The 17921-nt window shown below is 62.1% G+C and carries 15 protein-coding genes; 9 read left to right on the forward strand and 6 right to left on the reverse strand.

Annotation, left to right across the window (positions count from 1 at the left end):
- Window positions 1-65: 65 nt before the first annotated feature.
- The 4 genes from NKI35_RS11615 (at window position 66) to NKI35_RS11630 (ending at window position 4998) form a co-directional block, all read left to right on the forward strand.
- The gene (locus NKI35_RS11615) at window positions 66-2522 is read left to right on the forward strand and encodes a penicillin-binding protein 1A (RefSeq protein WP_352740082.1); all 2457 of its coding nucleotides are present in this window, start codon (window positions 66-68) and stop codon (window positions 2520-2522) included.
- Window positions 2523-2652: 130 nt separating this feature from the next.
- A protein-coding gene (gene prfB, locus NKI35_RS11620) for a peptide chain release factor 2 (RefSeq protein WP_155922402.1) occupies window positions 2653-3784 on the forward strand; the annotation gives its coding sequence in 2 pieces (ribosomal slippage) (window positions 2653-2718 and window positions 2720-3784; 1131 coding nt in all).
- A gap of 117 nt (window positions 3785-3901) precedes the next feature.
- Complete coding sequence (locus NKI35_RS11625) at window positions 3902-4321, forward strand: GFA family protein (protein WP_352740084.1); 420 nt, start codon at window positions 3902-3904, stop codon at window positions 4319-4321.
- A gap of 287 nt (window positions 4322-4608) precedes the next feature.
- On the forward strand, window positions 4609-4998 hold the full coding sequence (locus tag NKI35_RS11630) for a hypothetical protein (RefSeq protein WP_023715786.1): 390 nt from the start codon (window positions 4609-4611) through the stop codon (window positions 4996-4998).
- 54 nt (window positions 4999-5052) lie between these two features.
- On the opposite strand, the gene NKI35_RS11635 is transcribed toward NKI35_RS11630, so the two are convergent.
- Entirely contained in the window at window positions 5053-5922 is an 870-nt protein-coding gene (locus NKI35_RS11635) for an NmrA/HSCARG family protein (RefSeq protein ID WP_023741412.1), read from the reverse strand.
- A 103-nt stretch (window positions 5923-6025) separates the two neighbouring features.
- Between NKI35_RS11635 and NKI35_RS11640 the strand changes: the two genes are divergently transcribed.
- The 4 genes from NKI35_RS11640 to NKI35_RS11655 all read left to right on the forward strand — a co-directional run bounded on the left by NKI35_RS11640 (window position 6026) and on the right by NKI35_RS11655 (window position 9076).
- A complete protein-coding gene (locus NKI35_RS11640) occupies window positions 6026-6916 on the forward strand; it encodes a LysR family transcriptional regulator (RefSeq protein ID WP_023715784.1) in 891 nt (296 codons plus the stop codon).
- Window positions 6917-7063: 147 nt separating this feature from the next.
- A complete protein-coding gene (locus tag NKI35_RS11645; protein ID WP_023667471.1) occupies window positions 7064-7432 on the forward strand; it encodes a GFA family protein in 369 nt (122 codons plus the stop codon).
- A 150-nt stretch (window positions 7433-7582) separates the two neighbouring features.
- Window positions 7583-8233, forward strand: coding sequence for a YiaD family glycine zipper/OmpA-like lipoprotein (locus tag NKI35_RS11650; protein ID WP_023667470.1), 651 nt, complete (start codon window positions 7583-7585; stop codon window positions 8231-8233).
- Window positions 8234-8467: 234 nt separating this feature from the next.
- On the forward strand, window positions 8468-9076 hold the full coding sequence (locus NKI35_RS11655) for a hypothetical protein (protein WP_023715783.1): 609 nt from the start codon (window positions 8468-8470) through the stop codon (window positions 9074-9076).
- Window positions 9077-9313: 237 nt separating this feature from the next.
- Here NKI35_RS11655 and NKI35_RS11660 read toward each other — a convergent pair whose 3' ends face one another.
- The gene (locus NKI35_RS11660; RefSeq protein WP_023667468.1) at window positions 9314-9583 is read right to left on the reverse strand and encodes a DUF2798 domain-containing protein; all 270 of its coding nucleotides are present in this window, start codon (window positions 9581-9583) and stop codon (window positions 9314-9316) included.
- Between the two features lie 47 nt (window positions 9584-9630).
- Entirely contained in the window at window positions 9631-10515 is an 885-nt protein-coding gene (locus tag NKI35_RS11665) for an NmrA/HSCARG family protein (RefSeq protein ID WP_023741410.1), read from the reverse strand.
- A 119-nt stretch (window positions 10516-10634) separates the two neighbouring features.
- Between NKI35_RS11665 and NKI35_RS11670 the strand changes: the two genes are divergently transcribed.
- Complete coding sequence (locus NKI35_RS11670) at window positions 10635-11528, forward strand: LysR family transcriptional regulator (protein WP_023715781.1); 894 nt, start codon at window positions 10635-10637, stop codon at window positions 11526-11528.
- Between the two features lie 162 nt (window positions 11529-11690).
- Here NKI35_RS11670 and NKI35_RS11675 read toward each other — a convergent pair whose 3' ends face one another.
- From NKI35_RS11675 to NKI35_RS11685, 3 genes are all read right to left on the reverse strand, one after another.
- Window positions 11691-13307, reverse strand: coding sequence for a DEAD/DEAH box helicase (locus NKI35_RS11675; protein ID WP_027050433.1), 1617 nt, complete (start codon window positions 13305-13307; stop codon window positions 11691-11693).
- Window positions 13308-13499: 192 nt separating this feature from the next.
- Window positions 13500-14267, reverse strand: coding sequence for an NAD kinase (locus NKI35_RS11680; protein WP_023681482.1), 768 nt, complete (start codon window positions 14265-14267; stop codon window positions 13500-13502).
- 445 nt (window positions 14268-14712) lie between these two features.
- The gene (locus NKI35_RS11685) at window positions 14713-17688 is read right to left on the reverse strand and encodes a caspase family protein (protein WP_352740088.1); all 2976 of its coding nucleotides are present in this window, start codon (window positions 17686-17688) and stop codon (window positions 14713-14715) included.
- Window positions 17689-17921: the final 233 nt, after the last annotated feature.

The raw sequence follows: 17921 nt of genomic DNA on the forward strand, positions 1-17921 counted from the left end.
TTGCGAAGGCTTGCGCGAAAGGCGCCTTCGTCTAGGAAATTCCCGAACCTCGGACTGGAGCGGGCATGATTCGTCTTATCGGCTATTTCTTTGGTATCGGCACGACGCTGGCGCTTATGGTCGCCGCGGGCGTGGCGATATACATCAGCCATCTGTCGAAAGACCTGCCCGACTACGAGGTCCTGGCCAAGTACGAGCCGCCAGTGACGACCCGCATCCATGCTTCCGACGGCTCGCTGATGGCCGAATATGCGCGCGAACGGCGGCTCTATCTGCCGATCCAGGCGGTTCCGGACCGGGTCAAGGCGGCGTTCCTGTCGGCCGAGGACAAGAATTTCTACAACCATCCCGGCATCGACATCACCGGGCTTGGCCGCGCCATCTACGTCAACCTGCAGAATCTGGGTTCGGGCAGGCGCCAGGTCGGCGCCTCGACCATCACCCAGCAGGTGGCGAAGAACTTCCTCTTGTCCTCGGACCAGACCTACGAGCGCAAGATCAAGGAGATGATCCTGGCCTTCCGCATCGAGCAGGCTTATTCGAAGGACCGCATCCTTGAGCTCTATCTCAACGAAATCTTCTTCGGTTTCGGCGCCTATGGCGTTGCGGGCGCGGCACTGACCTATTTCGACAAGTCGGTCAACGAACTCACCGTCGCGGAAGCCGCCTATCTGGCGTCGCTGCCGAAGGGGCCCAACAACTACCATCCCTTCAAGCATGCCGACCGCGCCATCGAGCGCCGCAACTGGGTCATCGACCAGATGGTCGAGAACGGCTACGTGACGCGCGAGGAAGGCGACAAGGCCAAGGCCGAGCCGCTCGGCGTGACTCCGCGCCGCAATGGCTCTTATTTGTTTGCGGGCGAATATTTCACCGAGGAAGTGCGCCGCCAGATCATCTCGCGCTATGGCGAGAACGCGCTCTATGAGGGCGGCCTTTCGGTGCGCACGACACTCGATCCGAAGATCCAGCTCATCGCCCGCAAGTCGATGCAGAACGGCTTGCTCAAATACGACACGCTGCGCGGCTATCGCGGACCGGTGACGCATATCGATGCTTCCGGCGACTGGGGCGTGGCGCTGGGCAACGTCAAGGGGCTGGAAGACGTGCCGGAATGGTCGCTTGCCGTCGTGCTCGACAGCTCGGCGACCGGCCTTTCCATCGGCCTGCAGCCGACGCGGCAGATTTCGGGCGATATCGTCAAGGAACGCATCGAAGGCGCCGTCAGCAAGGAAGACATGAGCTTTGCCATGCGCCATGTGGTCGATGGCAAGACCGTCAAGGCCAAGTCTCCGGCCGATGTACTGCAGCCCGGCGACGTCATCTTCGTGCAGAAGAACGAAGGGTCGGAAGCCGCCTACACGTTGCGCCAGGTGCCGGAAGTGGAGGGCGGCCTGATCGCCATGGATCCACATACCGGCCGCGTGCTGGCCATGGTCGGCGGCTTCTCCTATGCGCAGTCGGAGTTCAACCGCGCCACGCAGGCGATGCGCCAGCCGGGATCGTCCTTCAAGCCGATCGTCTATTCGGCCGCGCTCGACAATGGCTATACGCCGGCCTCGGTTATCATGGACGGACCGATCACCATCCAGAGCGGCAACACGACCTGGACGCCGAAGAACTATGACGGCACGGTGGCCGGCCCCGCGACCTTGCGCTCCGGTATCGAAAAGTCGCGCAATTTGATGACGGTGCGGCTCGCCAACGACATGGGAATGAAGCTGGTGGTGGAATATGCCGAGCGTTTCGGCGTCTACGACCATCTGGCGCCGTATCTGCCGATGGCGCTGGGTTCCGGCGAGACGACGGTGATGCGCATGGTGTCGGCCTATTCGATCATGGCCAATGGCGGCAAGTCGATCAAACCCTCGCTCATCGACCGCATCCAGGACCGCTACGGCAAGACCGTGTTCAAGCAGGACGAGCGCGGCTGCGAAGGTTGCAATGCGCCCGAATGGAACAACCAGCCCGAACCGGAACTGGTCGACAATTCCGAGCAGGTGCTCGATCCGATGACCGCCTACCAGATCACCTCGATGATGGAAGGCGTCGTCCAGCGCGGTACCGGCGCCACCATCGCCGAGCTTGGCCGCCACATCGCCGGCAAGACCGGAACGACCAATGACGAGAAGGACGCCTGGTTCATCGGCTATACGCCGAACCTCGTCGTCGGCCTTTACATGGGTTACGACACGCCGCGCGGTCTCGGCCATGGCGCCACTGGCGGCGGTCTGGCGGCACCTATCTTCAAGGACTTCATGCGCGTTGCGCTGGACGGCACGCCGAATGTCGACTTCAAGGTGCCGGAAGGCATGAACCTGGTCGCGATCAACCGCAAGACCGGCATGCGTGCCGCGTCGGGCGATCCCGGCACCATCATCGAAGCCTTCAAGCCTGGCACCGGCCCAGCCGACAGCTATTGGGTGATCGGCATGGGCGCCGACGGGTCCAACGGCGCCGGCGGACCGCTATCGCCGCAGGCTACGGAAGCCATCCAGGCACCCGGCGGCGGACTCTACTGACGACCTGATTTTTTACGTCGAGTGGGCTGGCTTGTTGAGCCGGCCCATTTCGCTTTACAGGCAGCAATGCCGTGCCTATGTATCGCGCCGACCCAAGCGCCACTTCAAAAACAGGACAGAACAACCAGCCATGCGCGCGGAAACGCAGAATATTGTCGACGAGATCAGGCAGGCGATCACCCTGCTGAGGAGGCATCTTTGACTGGGATCAGGCTATAAAGCGGCTTGAATACCTGAACGTGCGCGCCGAGGATTCCAGCCTCTGGAATGATCCGCTGGAAGCGCAAAAGCTGATGCGCGAGCGCCAAGGCCTCGAAGACGGGATCGCCGGCGTCAAAAGCCTGACTCAGGCGCTGGAAGACAATATCGGCCTGATCGAACTGGGTGAGGAAGAGGGCGACCAGAGCGTGATCGCCGAGGCGGAAGCAGCCCTCCGCTCGATGCAGGGCGAGGCCAAGGCCCGCCAGGTCGAGACGCTGCTGTCGGGCGAGGCCGACGCCAACGACACCTATCTCGAAGTCCATGCCGGCGCCGGCGGCACCGAGAGCCAGGACTGGGCCTCGATGCTTCTGCGCATGTACACGCGCTGGGCCGAGCGTCGCCGTTTCAAGGTCGAAGTGCTGGAAGTCCATGACGGCGAAGAGGCCGGCATCAAGTCCGCCACGCTCCTGATCAAGGGCCACAATGCCTATGGCTGGCTGAAGACCGAGTCGGGCGTTCATCGCCTGGTCCGCATTTCACCCTATGACAGCAATGCGCGCCGCCACACGTCCTTCTCCAGCGTCTGGGTCTACCCGGTCGTCGATGACAGGATCGAGATCGACGTCTCGGAATCCGATGTACGCATCGACACCTACCGCTCATCCGGTTCGGGCGGCCAGCACGTCAACACCACGGACTCGGCGGTTCGCATCACCCATATCGCTACCGGCATCGCGGTTGCCTGCCAGGCCGAACGCTCGCAGCACAAGAACAAGGCGAAGGCCTGGGAAATGCTGCGCTCGCGCCTTTACGAGGAAGAGCTGAAGAAGCGCGAAGCGGTGGCCAATGCCACAGAAGCGTCGAAGAGCGACATCGGCTGGGGTCACCAGATTCGTTCCTATGTGCTGCAGCCCTACCAGTTGGTGAAGGACCTGCGCACCGGCGTCGAGAGCACCAGCCCGTCGAGCGTGCTCGACGGCGACCTCGACGACTTCATGGAAGCCTCGTTGTCGCAGCGCATCGAGGGCGGTGCCGGTGAAGCCGTGGCCGACCTCGACTAGGATATGTTCATATTCAGCTGAGGCCGGCCTGCGAATGGCTGATACCTGCGCTTCCGCCACTTTCGACTCGGCTGACTTGAATAAGAACATCCCTTGGCGGGGAGCGAAGGAGGAACCATGAGTCGCAGGCTCACCGGCAAATGCTTTTGCGGCACGGTTCAGTATGAAGTGGCGGACGAGTTCGTCTATGCCGCGATCTGCCATTGTTCGAACTGCCGGCGCACCACAGGTTCCGCCTTCAAGCCCTTCGCCGGCATCGAGCGCGAGAAACTTGCCCTTGCCGAAGGGCATCACGGGCTCATCCATTTCGGCGATGACAGCGGCCACGACGCGCATTGCAGCCGCTGCGGCTCGTTGCTGTATTCGCTGGTCCGCGACGGCGCCTATGTCCATGTCGCCATGGGCACGTTGGTCGACGATCCGACGATCCGGCCGACCGCGCACATCTTCGTCGGCTCCAAGGCGCCATGGTTCACCATCGCCGACGACTTGCCGCAATATGAAGGGCATGTGATCGCCGGTCCAGGCGACGTATAGGCTGGAACCACATACGGCCAATCCCGTTGTTTCGTTGCCCGTCTGCCGGGAGTTGAGCCTGGCCTTGGATCTCGTCAGCGGTTGCAGATAGCGGCGTAGATGTGCGGCCTCGCGCAGCAACTTCTTGCGCCGGCCAAGGAATCAGCCCAGCATCCGAGGGCTGGAAGAGAAAAAGCATTTATGGCCGGACGCGGCATATCTGCGACCTGACGATCCGGCCACTGGGAAGACACGTTCCGGGAACGGGCAAGCGAAACGCTTGATGCTCGTTTGAAAGGAACGCTTCCATGTCTGCTGCCACTCTCCGATCGGCCAGAGCCGTTCAACCGGCTGGCCGACTCCTGTTTTCCTTGTTCGTCACCCCGATCTTTGCAATCGCGATGGCGGTGCTGACCGCACCCGCCTTCGCCCATGACGCCAAGCCTACGGCGGCGAAGCCGCAAGGCTGGAGCTATCCCTTCGCCTGCTGCGCAAACTACGACTGCCGCACCACCCATACCGGCGAGGTGCTGGAAAAGCCGGAGGGCTATGTCATCGCCGGAACGGGGGAGGTCGTTCCGATGAGCGACAAGCGGGTCAAGGACTCACCCGACGGCGATTTCCACTGGTGCGCGCACCAGGCCGGCCTCGACGCAGGCAAGACGATCTGCCTGTTCGTGCCACCGCGTTCCTACTGAGTTCTGGTGGCAGTTCTCGTCGGAAGGCCGGCCTTGGTGCTGAAGGCGCTTGCGTCAGACGGAAGCAGCGAGTGCTGAGGCGAAGTCGCGATACGGGCGCAGTGGGCGACCCAGAAGTGCCGTCAGGCGCTCGACGTCGCCGGCCTCGGGGAGCATCCCGTCGGTGAAGAAACGCTCGCCCATCAGGCGCATGTCGTAGGCCATCCAGGCGGGCAGGAACTGCTTGAGATTTTGCTCAAAACCCTCCGTATTGTCGCCGCTGTAGCTGATCGGGCGGGCGAGTACGTCTGACCAGATTGCGGCAATGTCCGTCCCGGTCAGTGTCTGCGGACCGACGAGGTTGATCCTCTCGAACGCAAGCGGCTCCTTGGACCGTTCGCGACGCAGCAGCTCAAGAGCGGCGACCTCGGCAATATCGCGGGCATCGATCATGGCGAGACCCTTGGGGCCGATCGGCATTGGATAGGTGCCGTAGCCGGTGATGACGTCTTCGACCGTCAGATCGTTCTGGATGAAGTAGGCCGGGCGCAAGATCGTAGCTTTGAAGTCCATCTGCTCGATCATTCGCTCGACGCCGAACTTGCCCGCGAAATGCGGCACGTTCACATAGACGTCAGCGTGGATCACCGAGAGATAGACGATCCGCTCGATGCCGGCCGATCGGGCGACGTTCAAGGCGATCAAAGCCTGGGTGAATTCGTCCGGCACCACGGCGTTCAAGAGAAACAGCGTGGAAACGCCAGACATGGCTTTGCGCAGCGAATCGACATCGAGAAAGTCGCCTTGCACGACGGATACGCCTGCCGGAAAACTGGCTTTCGACGGATCGCGCACGAGAGCACGCACATCGGCGCCGCGCTTGGCGAGCTGTTCGACGACTTGGCGGCCGATATTGCCGGTGGCGCCGGTAACGAGAATGGTCATGGAATTTCTCCTGTTGGGTTGCTTGACAGTCCCAATATGTGTGGCTCACAAAGAGCCCAGTAGACGGCAATTTTAGACACGTCGTCTCACTGGTGGGACAGTCATGGATCTTTTAGCCCTTGCCGATTTTAACCTCGTGGCTCGCCATGGCGGCTTCGGCAAAGCGGCAAGGTCCACCGGCCGGCCCAAGGCAACGTTGTCCCGGCGCGTTGGCGAATTGGAAAGCAGTCTCGATCTGCGTCTGTTCGAACGGGGTGCGCGTAACCTGAAGCTGACCGAAGAAGGACGGGCGCTCTTCGAGCGGACGGGGGCGTTGCTTGCCGAGCTGGACGAGACGGCATCGGCGATTGCCTCGGGCGGTCAGAGACCCAAGGGCAGATTGCGGATCAGCGCGCCTTTGCATTTTTCGCAGACTGCAATGGGGAGGATCGCTGCGGGATTTGCCCTGAGGTATCCTGAGGTGAGGCTTGAAGTGACCACCGAAGACCGGCATGTCGATATGATCGAGGAAGGCTACGATCTGGTAATCCGGGTCAATCCGGATCCCGATGAAAGCCTGGTCGGACGGGCGTTTCTCCGCGACCGCCTGGTCGTTGTGGCGAGCCCGGACCTTCCTCGCCCGGCCGATGGGCTCGCCGCTCCTAGCGTTGCGCGCGGGACAGGCGAGCGGCAAACATGGCAGGTGAAGACACCAGGTGGCCGGGCAACACTTAGAATCGAGCCGGTCCTCGCCTTGTCGACGCTCATCATGGTCCGGGATGCGGTGCGAGCCGGCATCGGCGCAGGACGGCTTCCCATTTCATTGGTGGCCCACGACCTGGCTGACGGCACACTGGTGAATTGGGGGGATATCGACGGCCCGGAGATCTCTCTATGGACGCTCTACCCCTCCCGACGGCTGCTCAGCGCGCGCGTGTCGGCGTTCCTGGATTTTCTGAAACAGGCTTTCCCAAACGGGACGCCGGACGAACTGGCCGCCTATATCGGCAGGTGACGACGATTGGGAGGTGACGAGGGGCCTGCTTCAGCCAGAGCGCCGCTCGGCTCGATCGATCAGAGCCTGCTGACAGACAGTTGTCAGGAGCCTTCCTTTATGGTGCCTTGCCGCATGGGTGGCGGGCAACGGAGAGGAAAGCTTTTCATGACCATCAAGGCCAGCTGTCATTGCAAGGCGACGACGTTCGAGGTCTCGCAGGCGCCCGAGACGGTAACGCAATGCACCTGCTCGTTCTGCTCCAAGCGCGGTTCGCTGTGGGCTTACTACGTTCCGTCGCAATTCAAGCTCACCAGCTCGCCGGAAAACGTTTCCTTCTATCAATGGGGATCGAAGACCGTCAAACACGGGTTCTGCGCCATTTGCGGCTGCGGCACCTTCACCGAAACACCGGACTGGTCAACCGGCAAACCGGACTTCGACAATCCCAAGATATCAGTCAATTCGCGGCTGTTCGACGATTTCGACCTCGATAAGGTCGAGGTGGTCGTCATTGACGGCAAGAACCTCTGGTAGGCCAGCACCAGCCACCGAAGCGGAAGAGTGGCGCGAGCGGGGAAAAGCCGCTTTCGCCGCTCGGTTTTTCGCCGCATTTCATGTTACAAGACCGGAGAAGGGCTTATATGCGCGAGCCGCAAAGGCCGCGCTTTGGAGAGGGACGATTCTATGAAAAAGACTGTGCTCGTCGCCGTTGCGACGGCTGTGCTGGTGAGTGCCTGCACCACGACCGATCCGTACACCGGGGAGCAGAAGGTTTCGAACACCGCAGCCGGCGCCGGCCTTGGCGCCCTGGCGGGCGCGGGCCTCGGCCTGCTTGCCGGCGGCAATGACCGCCGCAACGCGCTGATCGGCGCCGGTATCGGCGCGCTGGCCGGCGGCGCCATCGGCGCGACCATGGACCAGAACGAGGCTGAACTGCGCCGCCAGCTCGAAGGCACCGGCGTCAGCGTCACCCGCACCGGCGACCAGATCATCCTCAACATGCCGTCCGACATTACTTTCAACGTCGACCAGGATGCGGTGAAGCCTGGCTTCTACCAGGTGCTGAACTCGGTTGCGCTGGTGCTGAAGAAGTTCAAGCAGACCACGGTCGATGTGTTCGGCCATACCGATTCGACCGGCGGCGACGAACACAATTTCGATCTGTCGCAGCGCCGTGCATTGGCGGTCGCCAACTATCTCTCGGGCCAAGGTGTCGATTCGCGCCGCTTCGCCGTCACCGGTTTCGGCAAGACCCGTCCGATCGCGTCCAATGGAACGGCGGCCGGCCGTGCGCAGAACCGGCGCGTCGAGATCCAGCTTTCGCCGCTGACCTGAATTGTTCGGCATCGAAATGCGAAGGCGGCCCCGCAAGGGCCGCTTTCTTTTTGGGCTCCTGTGGTCCGCCAAAAGGTCTAACGCATTAGAGATTTCTAATAATCCCTTTCCGGAGGCCTTGGAAGGGATTAGCATTGGTGCGGTTCCAGAGGGATGGGGCGGTACAAACGGCCGCGCAGTCACTTAGTCGGCCCCGGTCCTGCACGGCCAGATAAGGAAATCTGGGAGGAATGCATGACAAGAACAGCTCGTTTTGGGCGTTGCGGCGTCCTCATTTTGACAGGTCTGGTCTCTGCTTGGTGCGCAGCGGCCACGGCTCAAGCCGAGGACGCCAACAAAGCCGACATCGAAGCGTTGAAGAAATCGCTCGCCAAATATGAAGACTACACGGTCGCCGTCCGCGACCTTTATCTGTCGACTGTCGGGTGCGTCTATTACAGCGGGGACAGGATCGAGGGCGCAATGGACTATCCGAAGGGCGCTATGGGCATCCATTTCGTCAACGTCCCGAGTGTCGGTCAGAAACTCGATCCGATGCGCCCCAATGTGCTGATCTACGAGCCGACCAAGAAAGGCTTGAGATTGGTTGGCGTGGAATGGCTGGTGCCCCTGACGCCGGACACCAAGGAACCTCCAAAACTATTTGGCCAGACCTTCATGGGACCGATGGAAGGGCACTATCCGCTCATTCCGAGGGAGTTCGTCCACTACGACCTTCATGCCTGGCTGTTCAGAGACAATCCGAACGGCATGTTCAGTCCGACCAACCCGAACGTGAAATGCAGCAAGGCAGAGTTTCCGATGCTGGAAAAACCGACCAAGATGATGCCCGGCCCGATGTGACGGACGGGCCAGGATAGGAGCGTGCCAAGAGTGCAAGCTGGCCGGCTGCATTTGAGAGCGCTCGGGATCGGGCTCGGAGGACGATCGGCATGAGGGCCGGCGCGCATGAAGGCTGCCCGCTTGAAGACGGGTATCTGGTCGCGGAAGCCGACAATGGCGCTGCGAGCCGTCAGTCGAAGGTAGAAGCGGCCCGCAAGGGCCGTTTTTGTTTGGCATGTCGGACTCTGTAATCAAGGCCTACGAGGTCGGCTGATCGACAATTGCCGCAACGATACGGCGCACGATCGGCAAGACCAGCAGCAGACTTGGAAAGCCCACTAGCCATGATGCTCCCCATGCATACGGCCAGGTCGCCACGAAACCGGTTGTCCAGCCCGCATTGATCAGCGTCGCTACCGCGGAAACAATGCACGACATCAGGATGGAAAGTACGAATGGCATTACCAGCGCATTGTAAGAGGCCGGTAGCTTCCTCGATTTCAAAACCTTGTGGGATGACGGTCGCATCAAATATCTCCTTCTCGAAAAGTGGAAGTATGCGCGGCTGGGCGCAGTCAGGCGGCCTGCGCCATTTGCTGGGCAAGGTTTCGAATAAAGCCGCGCAACGAACGCGGTTCGCGGCCCAGGGCGGCGCGCAATGTCAGACTGTTCCCACCAAGGCCATAGTGGGCGTAGTGGGCGTATATTTTGGCCAGCACCTGCATTTGGCGCTCATTGTAGGGAAGGCGTGCCTCGGCCGCCCACTCGCCAAATGTCGGCTCACCAGAAGAGATGGGTCGGCCAAGTTCCTCACTCATCATCGCAACGATGTCTTCCCGGCTGTGCATGCCGTCAGCGCACAGATCGAGGGTCGCGTAGGACAATCGCGCTTCGGTTAGGGCGATCGCCGCCACCTCAGCGACATCGCGGTAGTCGACGCGGGCCAGCTTCGCCGTCTTTGGAAACGGTTCCGAGAAAACACCATGTTCAACGACGGACGGCCAGGCCGCTGCGAGGTTCTGCATGAAATTGGCAGGGTGCAGAATCGTATATTCCATCGTTGTCGAGTAGAGAGCAGCCTCGACAGGCACCTTGCTGGCATGGTTCTTCAGTCGCGTATTGGTAGGCTGGATCACCGACGAGAAGACGAACTTTCGAACTCCTGCTCGCGTGGCGGCCTCAACCATGGCAACGCCCATGGCTGCTTCATCGGGAGCAAAAGCCGGCCCAATGTGAAAGACGCCGTCGACGCCCTCGACCGCCCTTTCGAGGCTCTGACGATTTCGCAAATCTCCTGTCGCAACCTCGGATGCCCCTAGCTTCCTGGCCTTTTCGGCATTCGCAGGGTCGCGAACGAGCGCTCGAACATTGGCATTGCGTCGGACAAGTTCAGGCACGACAAGTCCCGCAACTCGGCCTGTGGCACCAACGACCAGAACAGTTGGATTGGCTACTTGCATGACGATTCCCTTCCATCAAGCCTGTCCTCGCGGGACAACTTGCAGAGAGGTACGACGTCGCAATTGTCGTTACAATTACCCGTTTTTGCGATATATTATGTCGAAGATCGGGAGAATACATGAGCCGGATGGACGATTTCGAGGCTTTCATCGCGATCGTCGAGCATGGAAGTCTGACGACTGCCGCACATCGGCTGAACCGCTCGCTGCAGTCGGTCAGCCGGTCCCTGGCGGCACTGGAGGAATCAGTCGGCGTCGAGCTGATCCACAGGACAACGCGTCGCTCGACACCGAGTGAAGTCGGAGCAGCCTTTTTCAACCGGATCAAACCCGCGGTTGACGAAATAAACGACGCAAGACTTCAGGCGATCAATCAACGATCGGAGCCGGCAGGCGTCCTGCGCATCGGGGCGCCGGTTCTGTTTGGCCCGAACGTCCTGATGCCTGTCATCGCGGAATACATGCGGACATTTCCCCGGGTCGAGGTCGATCTTCAACTTTCCGATGGATTTGCCGATCTTGGCGCCGAAGGTCTCGACCTGGCAATACGCATCGGCGATTTGCCGGATTCCAAATTGAAAGCCAAACGCCTGGGGGCGTTGCGGCGCGTTGTGTTCGGCGCGCCTTCCTATTTCGCGCGGTGTGGCCGGCCGGCCCATCCCTTCCAGCTGAGTGAGCACAGTTGCATCATCAGAACCGCTAACGAGCGTCCAGGTGAATGGACGTTTCAGATCGACGGGAAACCCCGGACCGTGAAGGTCGCAGGCACTTTTCGCTCCAATCTGATGACCTCGGTCTATGCCGCCGCAATCCACGGACTGGGTTTGGGCTTCTCGCCTCTGTGGCAGATAAGACATTTGGTCGACGACGGTCTCGTCGAACTGGTTTTGACGGAATTCGAGCCGGCACCGGTGCCGATCCATGCCTTGTGGCAGGAAGGCCGGTCATCTTCGGCCAAGGTTCGGGCGTTTCTGGATTTATTGGCATCCCGCCTGGAACTGAAAAGCCTGTAGCATCGACGGGCTATTTAAGCCTCCAGACCGGAAGCGATCGGGTAGATCGAGCCTGTTTTGCAGTTACCGCGCATGGCGCCGATCCTGGAGCGGGCTCCAGATCTCACATCCCCGTCGCGTCCAGGCAAGCCGCGCGTCCTCGGGACGCCGCGGCTCATGGGATCAGACCTTGGCGACGATCTTCATGAAGGCCGGCATGTCGTCGCCGAAGCCGACGGTGCCGTCATTGTCTTCACCGCGGTTGTTGCCGCGGGCAGGGCGGCTGTTGCTGCTGGCGCGCTGCGGACGTGTATCACCGCGTTCCGGGGCGCGGTTCTCGTTGTTGCGATCGGAGACCTTGCGGTCGCTGTTTTCGGAGCGGATCGCTTCCTTCCGCTGATGCCGTTCGCCGATGTCGGCGACCGCGGCCTCGGCTACCACCGGCTGTTCCTCGCGTGCGGTATCCGCCGCCGGCGCGTCGTCGCTGCGCTTGGCATGGCGTTCGCGCGGCTTGCGCTCGCCACCGTCCTTGCGATCATGGGGCTTGCGGTCCTCGTCCTTGCGGCCGGCGCGGCGCGGAGCGCCACGGCCACGGCGGGGCGCTTCGTCCTCGCCGCCTTCGCTGGCGACCACGGTCGACAGGTCGCCGTCATGCCACTCGATCTTGTTGCCGATCAGCCGCTCGATGGCGTCGATGTATTTGGTGTCGGACTTGGTGGCGATGGTGAAGGATTTGCCCGAGCGTCCGGCGCGGCCGGTGCGGCCGATGCGGTGGACATAGTCTTCGGCGTGGATCGGCACGTCGTAGTTGAAGACGTGGCTGACGTCGGGAATGTCGAGGCCGCGCGCGGCGACGTCGGACGCCACGAGATAGCGCAATTTGCCATCGCGGAAATTGGCCAGCATCTGCATGCGGGCGCGCTGGTCCATGTCGCCATGCAGGGCGCCAGCGTCGAAGTCATACTTCAACAGCGAGCGGAACAGCTCCGCTACCTCGACCTTGCGGTTGCAGAAAATGATAGCGTTCTTCAGCTCGGCGTCTTCGGCCTTTATCAGATTGCGTAGCGTCTCGCGCTTGTCCCACGGCTTGGAGCCGGACTTGACCAGGCGCTGGATGATGTTGGTGGCAGCGGATGCCGCCTTGGACACCTCGACGCGCACCGGCGCATGCAGGAATTTCTCGGTGAGCTTGGTGATCTCCGGCGGCATGGTCGCTGAGAAGAACAGCGTCTGCCTGGTGAACGGGATCATCTCGCAGATGCGCTCGATGTCGGGGATGAAGCCCATGTCCAGCATGCGGTCGGCCTCGTCGATGACGAGGATCTCGACGCCGTTGAGCAACAGCTTGCCGCGCTCGCGGTGATCGAGCAGACGGCCGGGCGTGGCGATCAGCACGTCGGCGCCGCGCTCCAGCTTCTTGTCCTGCTCGTCGAAGGAGACGCCGCCGATCAGCAGCGCGATGTTGAGCTTGTGGTTCTTGCCGTATCTGATGAAATTCTCTTCGACCTGCGCGGCGAGCTCGCGCGTCGGCTCGAGGATCAGCGTGCGCGGCATGCGGGCACGGGCCCTGCCTTTTTCGAGGCGGGTCAGCATCGGCAGCACGAAGGAAGCCGTCTTGCCGGTGCCGGTCTGTGCTATGCCCAGAATATCCTTGCCGAGCAAGGCATGCGGGATCGCGCCAGCCTGGATCGGCGTCGGCACGGTGTAGCCCGCATCGGTGACTGCGGAAAGGACCTTGGGCGACAGGCCGAGGTCTGAAAAGGTCAACGCTTCTAGAGCGGTCGTGGTGTCTGAGGACAAGAGTTGCTGTCTTTGGCTGGTTCGGGGAAGCGCAACGGCATCCGTCGCGGCAAGCACAGCGTGCCTGCAAGATTGGTATTGCGATTAGGCGCAAGCCCGCGATTTGTCAACAGAAACGGGCGGGATTGGCACGATTGTGAAAAGGTAAGCTTAATCGCGATGCTTAATTAGGTAGTCACTCTTTGCGCCGGCTCAATAGCGAAACTGCTCGGCGAGAATGCGTTCGTTCCACGAATGGTTGGGATCAAACAGCAGCGTTGCCGTCGCAGTCGGCGATTCGCGGACCGTTACGGAAGCCACCGCCTTGACCTCGGTGTGATCGGCGGCGGTGTTCACCGGGCGCTTTTCCGACTCCAGAATATCGAAGCGTACGGTCGCCTTGTTTGACAACAAGGCACCCCGCCAACGGCGCGGCCGGAACGGGCTGACCGGGGTCAGCGCGAGCAACGGCGCATCCAGCGGCAGGATCGGCCCGTGCGCCGAAAGATTGTACGCGGTGGAGCCGGCCGGCGTCGCGATCATCACGCCGTCGCAGTTCAGTTCCTCGATGCGGACCTGCTCGTCGACGGTGATGCGGATCTTTGCCGTCTGGTAGGACTGACGCCACAGCGCCACCTCGTTGATGGCGAGTGCCGAAACCGTCTCCCCCTCATGCGTCAACGCCAGCATTTCCAGCGGGCGGATCGTTTCGGCGACGGCGGCCGCGATGCGCTCGGTGAGGCCCCCGACGCGGTACTCGTTCATCAGGAAGCCGATGGTGCCACGGTTCATGCCGTAGACCTTCTTTCCCGTGCTCATCGTGTCGCGCAAGGTCTGCAGCAGGAAGCCGTCGCCACCCAGCGCCACCACCACCTGGGCGTCGTCGAAGGATGCCTGGCCATAGCGGGCCGACAGGCTCTCCATCGCCGCCTTGGCATCGGCAGTGTCGGAGGAGACGAAGGCGAGATTGGCTTTGCTCATGACATTCCGATGGCGGTCGGCCGATGGCGGTCGGCGGCGGTTGCGTGGGGTAGCATGGGCAAGCGCATCTGCAAAGGGAGGCATCGTCCGGCGCAGTTGCGGCCGCGGCGAAACGAAATCGGCGGCTCGCGCTTCATGTCGCCGGAACGGCGAATGTGATGGTTAAGAGCGAGCTTAAACACTCGTAAAGCCTGATCGATCATGTTAGCCGACAGAGGATGGGTGGCTGGGGGGCTAGCCAGTCGAGACCTGTCTATTGCCGGTGACACGCCTGATTATCGTCTTCCTTGTGATGGGAAGTTTCGCCCTTCTCTTTGCTGAGCTTGTTCGGCAGTCCGAAGACATGAGCTCCAGGCCGATGGCCTCACGCTGCGGCGGCGCCGGCGTGCCATGCCCGCAAAACGCGTTGTAGGCTGAAGCCAATCCACCAACGACGATCCATCGCTCACTGCGCGACAATCCGCAGATTGGCGTTGCCGTAGAATGTGTAGGCGAGATAGGTCGGATCGCCGGTCTGGTAGAATTCTCTGCGCACATCCTGCAGGATCTCGGCCAGATAGACCGGCCCGTCCTTGATCCGCGTGCTGATGCCGCCATAGAAACCGGTCGAGAAGGCCGCTGCCGCGCGGTCGGTCAGTGGCCACATGCCGCCGATGAAGCCGGAAGCGCCGCCCGCCAGCACTGCCGGACCCCAGCCCTGCACGAAGCCGCCGAGCATCTGCGAACGGCCGGTGTCGCAGGCGTTGAAAAAGTAGAACGGATTGCCCTTGCCATGCGCGGCCGCGACCAGCGCGGCCCATGTATCGGGGTCGAGCGACTGGTCGACGAGATCGATGGCAAAGACCGGCCGGCCACTGCTCAGCTGGTTGACCTCGCCATGACCGGAGAAATGAATGAAACCGGTCGAGACTTCACCGACCAGTTTCTCGAAAGAGGTGAAATCGCCATCGAAGCGGCGGTAGCCGTAAAGCTTGCTCAGCGCCGCGATCTCGTCCTGCTGAAAGCGCAGCGAGCGCTTGTCGAGATAGGAGGGCGCGACGGCCGCGACGCCGGTGAAGGTCATGCGGTCGAGCGGGTTGTCGACCTGTGAGGCACTGCTGCGCGGAGCCCAGCGCGCCAGCCGGTAGCCCATGCCGAGAAAACCGTCGGCGACGGCGCCGTCGGCGCTGCGCGGGCGGATCAATTCCCAGGGCAGCGTCGGGCTGTTCGAGGTGATCTGGATCGAATGGAGTTCGCCTTTGCCGCGCAGCGACCAGAACACGTCCTTGAACGGTTTCGGCACATAGTCGCGGTAGAGCGCATCGCCAAAACCTTCGGCGGCGAGCGTGACAAAGCGCTTTTGCGCCCCCGTATCGCTGCTTGCGGCAGGCTGCTGCAGCGAAACGGCGCCGCGCAGGCTCAATCCGAGCTGCAGCAGGCGGCGGTATTCGGAGTCCAGCCATGCCGTCATCTCAGGTGGCGTCGAGAAGGTATCGGTCACCGGACCGGCCAGATGCGGCGAATGGATGATGATCTGCCCCGAACCCAGCCCGCTCGGATCGTCATAGAGGATGGTCACGTCGAGATCGGGGACGTCATCGCCGGCTGCGCCGCCGAGCGTCACATTGCCAGTTACCGCCGGCTGCGGCGCCGCTGCGGCCAGCATCAGCATGGCAGGTGCTGCGGAGCGTTCGGCTGTGGCGCTCAGAGCGGCTGCCTCGACAGGCGCGGTGCGGCGAATGATAACCGACCGCGATGCCGATCCCAGGAACCTCCCGGCGCTGTAGATGCGCGCGATGAACTGGGCCGGCTTGCTGTCCTTGGCGATCGGCCGCGCCTTGACGTCGAAGCGGACGAAGTCGCTGTCGCCCTGGCGGTAGAGCGTCGTCCGTCGGCTCCATTTGCCGCCGTCAGCGAGATCGAAGCCGGAGGCGAACAGATCGATATCGATCGGCCATTGCTCGGTTCCCGCCGGCATCGCCATGGCCAGGGCGCCATCTTCCGTCACCGACGAGCCCGGCGCTGCCTTCACCTTCACTTCGGGCGTGAATTGCTCTTCGGTAAGGGCGATCGAAACGGTCACCGTCTCGCCGGCGACAATCTCATCCGGCGCATCGATGGTTGGATGGCGCACCACCTCGACAGCGCCCGTCTCGGGTTGTGGAAGGGCGCCGCCGGAAGGAGGGCTTTGCGCCTGGTCGATGGGCGGCGGCGCTGGTTTCGGTGGCGCCTGCGCCTCCGGCGGACTTTCGGCGCCGGTCGCGGGTGGCGGGGCCGATGTCATGCCGTCCTCAGGGGGGATCCCTGCCTTATCGGGGGGCGGTTCGGCGCCGGTGGCTCCGCCATCCTGCGGATAGGTCCCGCCGAGATTGTTCTGGGCAGCGGCCACAGCTGCGTCTTCAAGACGTTGCTTTTCCTCTTCGTATCGTTGCCGAGCCTGCTCTTCCTGCAATTGGCGCTGCTGTTCCTGGCGTTTGTATTCCTCGTAGAGCGCCGCCTCCTTGGCGCTGTCGCCCATCGCGGCATCGGGACTGCCGGAGCCCGGTGCAACGTCCATGGGGTAGGGCTCCTGACCGCTGCCATCGGCGTAGTCGCTGCCATCAGGCTCCCAACCGCCACTCCCGGAGATGTAGCCGCCGCTCGCCATCGCCGGCGGTGCCGGTTCCGGCACAAGCGGCAGCGCCGGTGCCGCGCCGGCCACCTGGTCCGGCGTCAGCACAAAGGCAGCGTCTGCCGAGCGGCCATATGCCATCCATGGCCACTGGGCGCCTGACGTTTTGTCGATAGTGGTTTGCCTGACCGAGGCGAGGATGATGGCTATGTCCGCGCCGCGCTTGACCAGCGCAGCGGTGAGCGCATCGGCAAATACGGTGACGGGGCGGGCTTCGTCCAGTGCAACGGTTCCGGGTTTGGCCGACAGAGCGACGATGGCGTGGGTGAGGGGATCGACCGCCGCCAGACCCTGCATCACGCCGGAAGTAGGGTTGTGGCCATCGCCGGGATTGTCGAGCAGAACCACCTTCAATGTCGGGGTTGCCTCGAGCGCCTGCATGAACAGATCGAGGGGCAATGCCGTCTGGTCGACCGTTTCCTTTGAATCGATCCGGGTGCCGCGCGTCAGTAAATAGTTCCTGCCGTTGGCCTGCGCGGTGTGGCCGACATAGTAGAAGATGCCGACGGAGTCCGGATTGGCCAGGGATTGGGCGAAATCATGCATGGCGCGCGCGACATCGGCGCGGTCGCCATCCGACACCTGCCGGACGGTGAAGCCAAGCGATCGTAGTGTCGCTGCAACGAGTTCGGCACTGAGGTCGGCGTTGGCGATTGCCGGTGAGCCCTCAGAGGCCGGATTGGCGACAACCAGCGCTATCCGCTCTTCGCCGCGCGCAGCGGAGAAGAGCGCCATGGTCATCAGCAGCACGACCGCCAGAAAAAGGCGCATGACCGTGATCCAAGCCCTGCAGGCTGCGGCGCTCACGCCACGGCTTGCCCCAATTCATCAATGGCCCAACCTTGACCATATCATGTCGGCTTCGCCGGCGCACTGCCGGTGCCGATCATGCAGTTGTGTCGCAAAAGATATTGACTGTATGTTTAGTAATTAATACCGTTGCCGAGATACCGAGTTGGTCAGCCGGCATTCGCCGGTGAATGATCACCAGGACGAAGGGAACT

Origin of the sequence: Mesorhizobium sp. M0676, assembly GCF_040320535.1 — a bacterium.
Classification (GTDB): Bacteria; Pseudomonadota; Alphaproteobacteria; order Rhizobiales; family Rhizobiaceae; genus Mesorhizobium.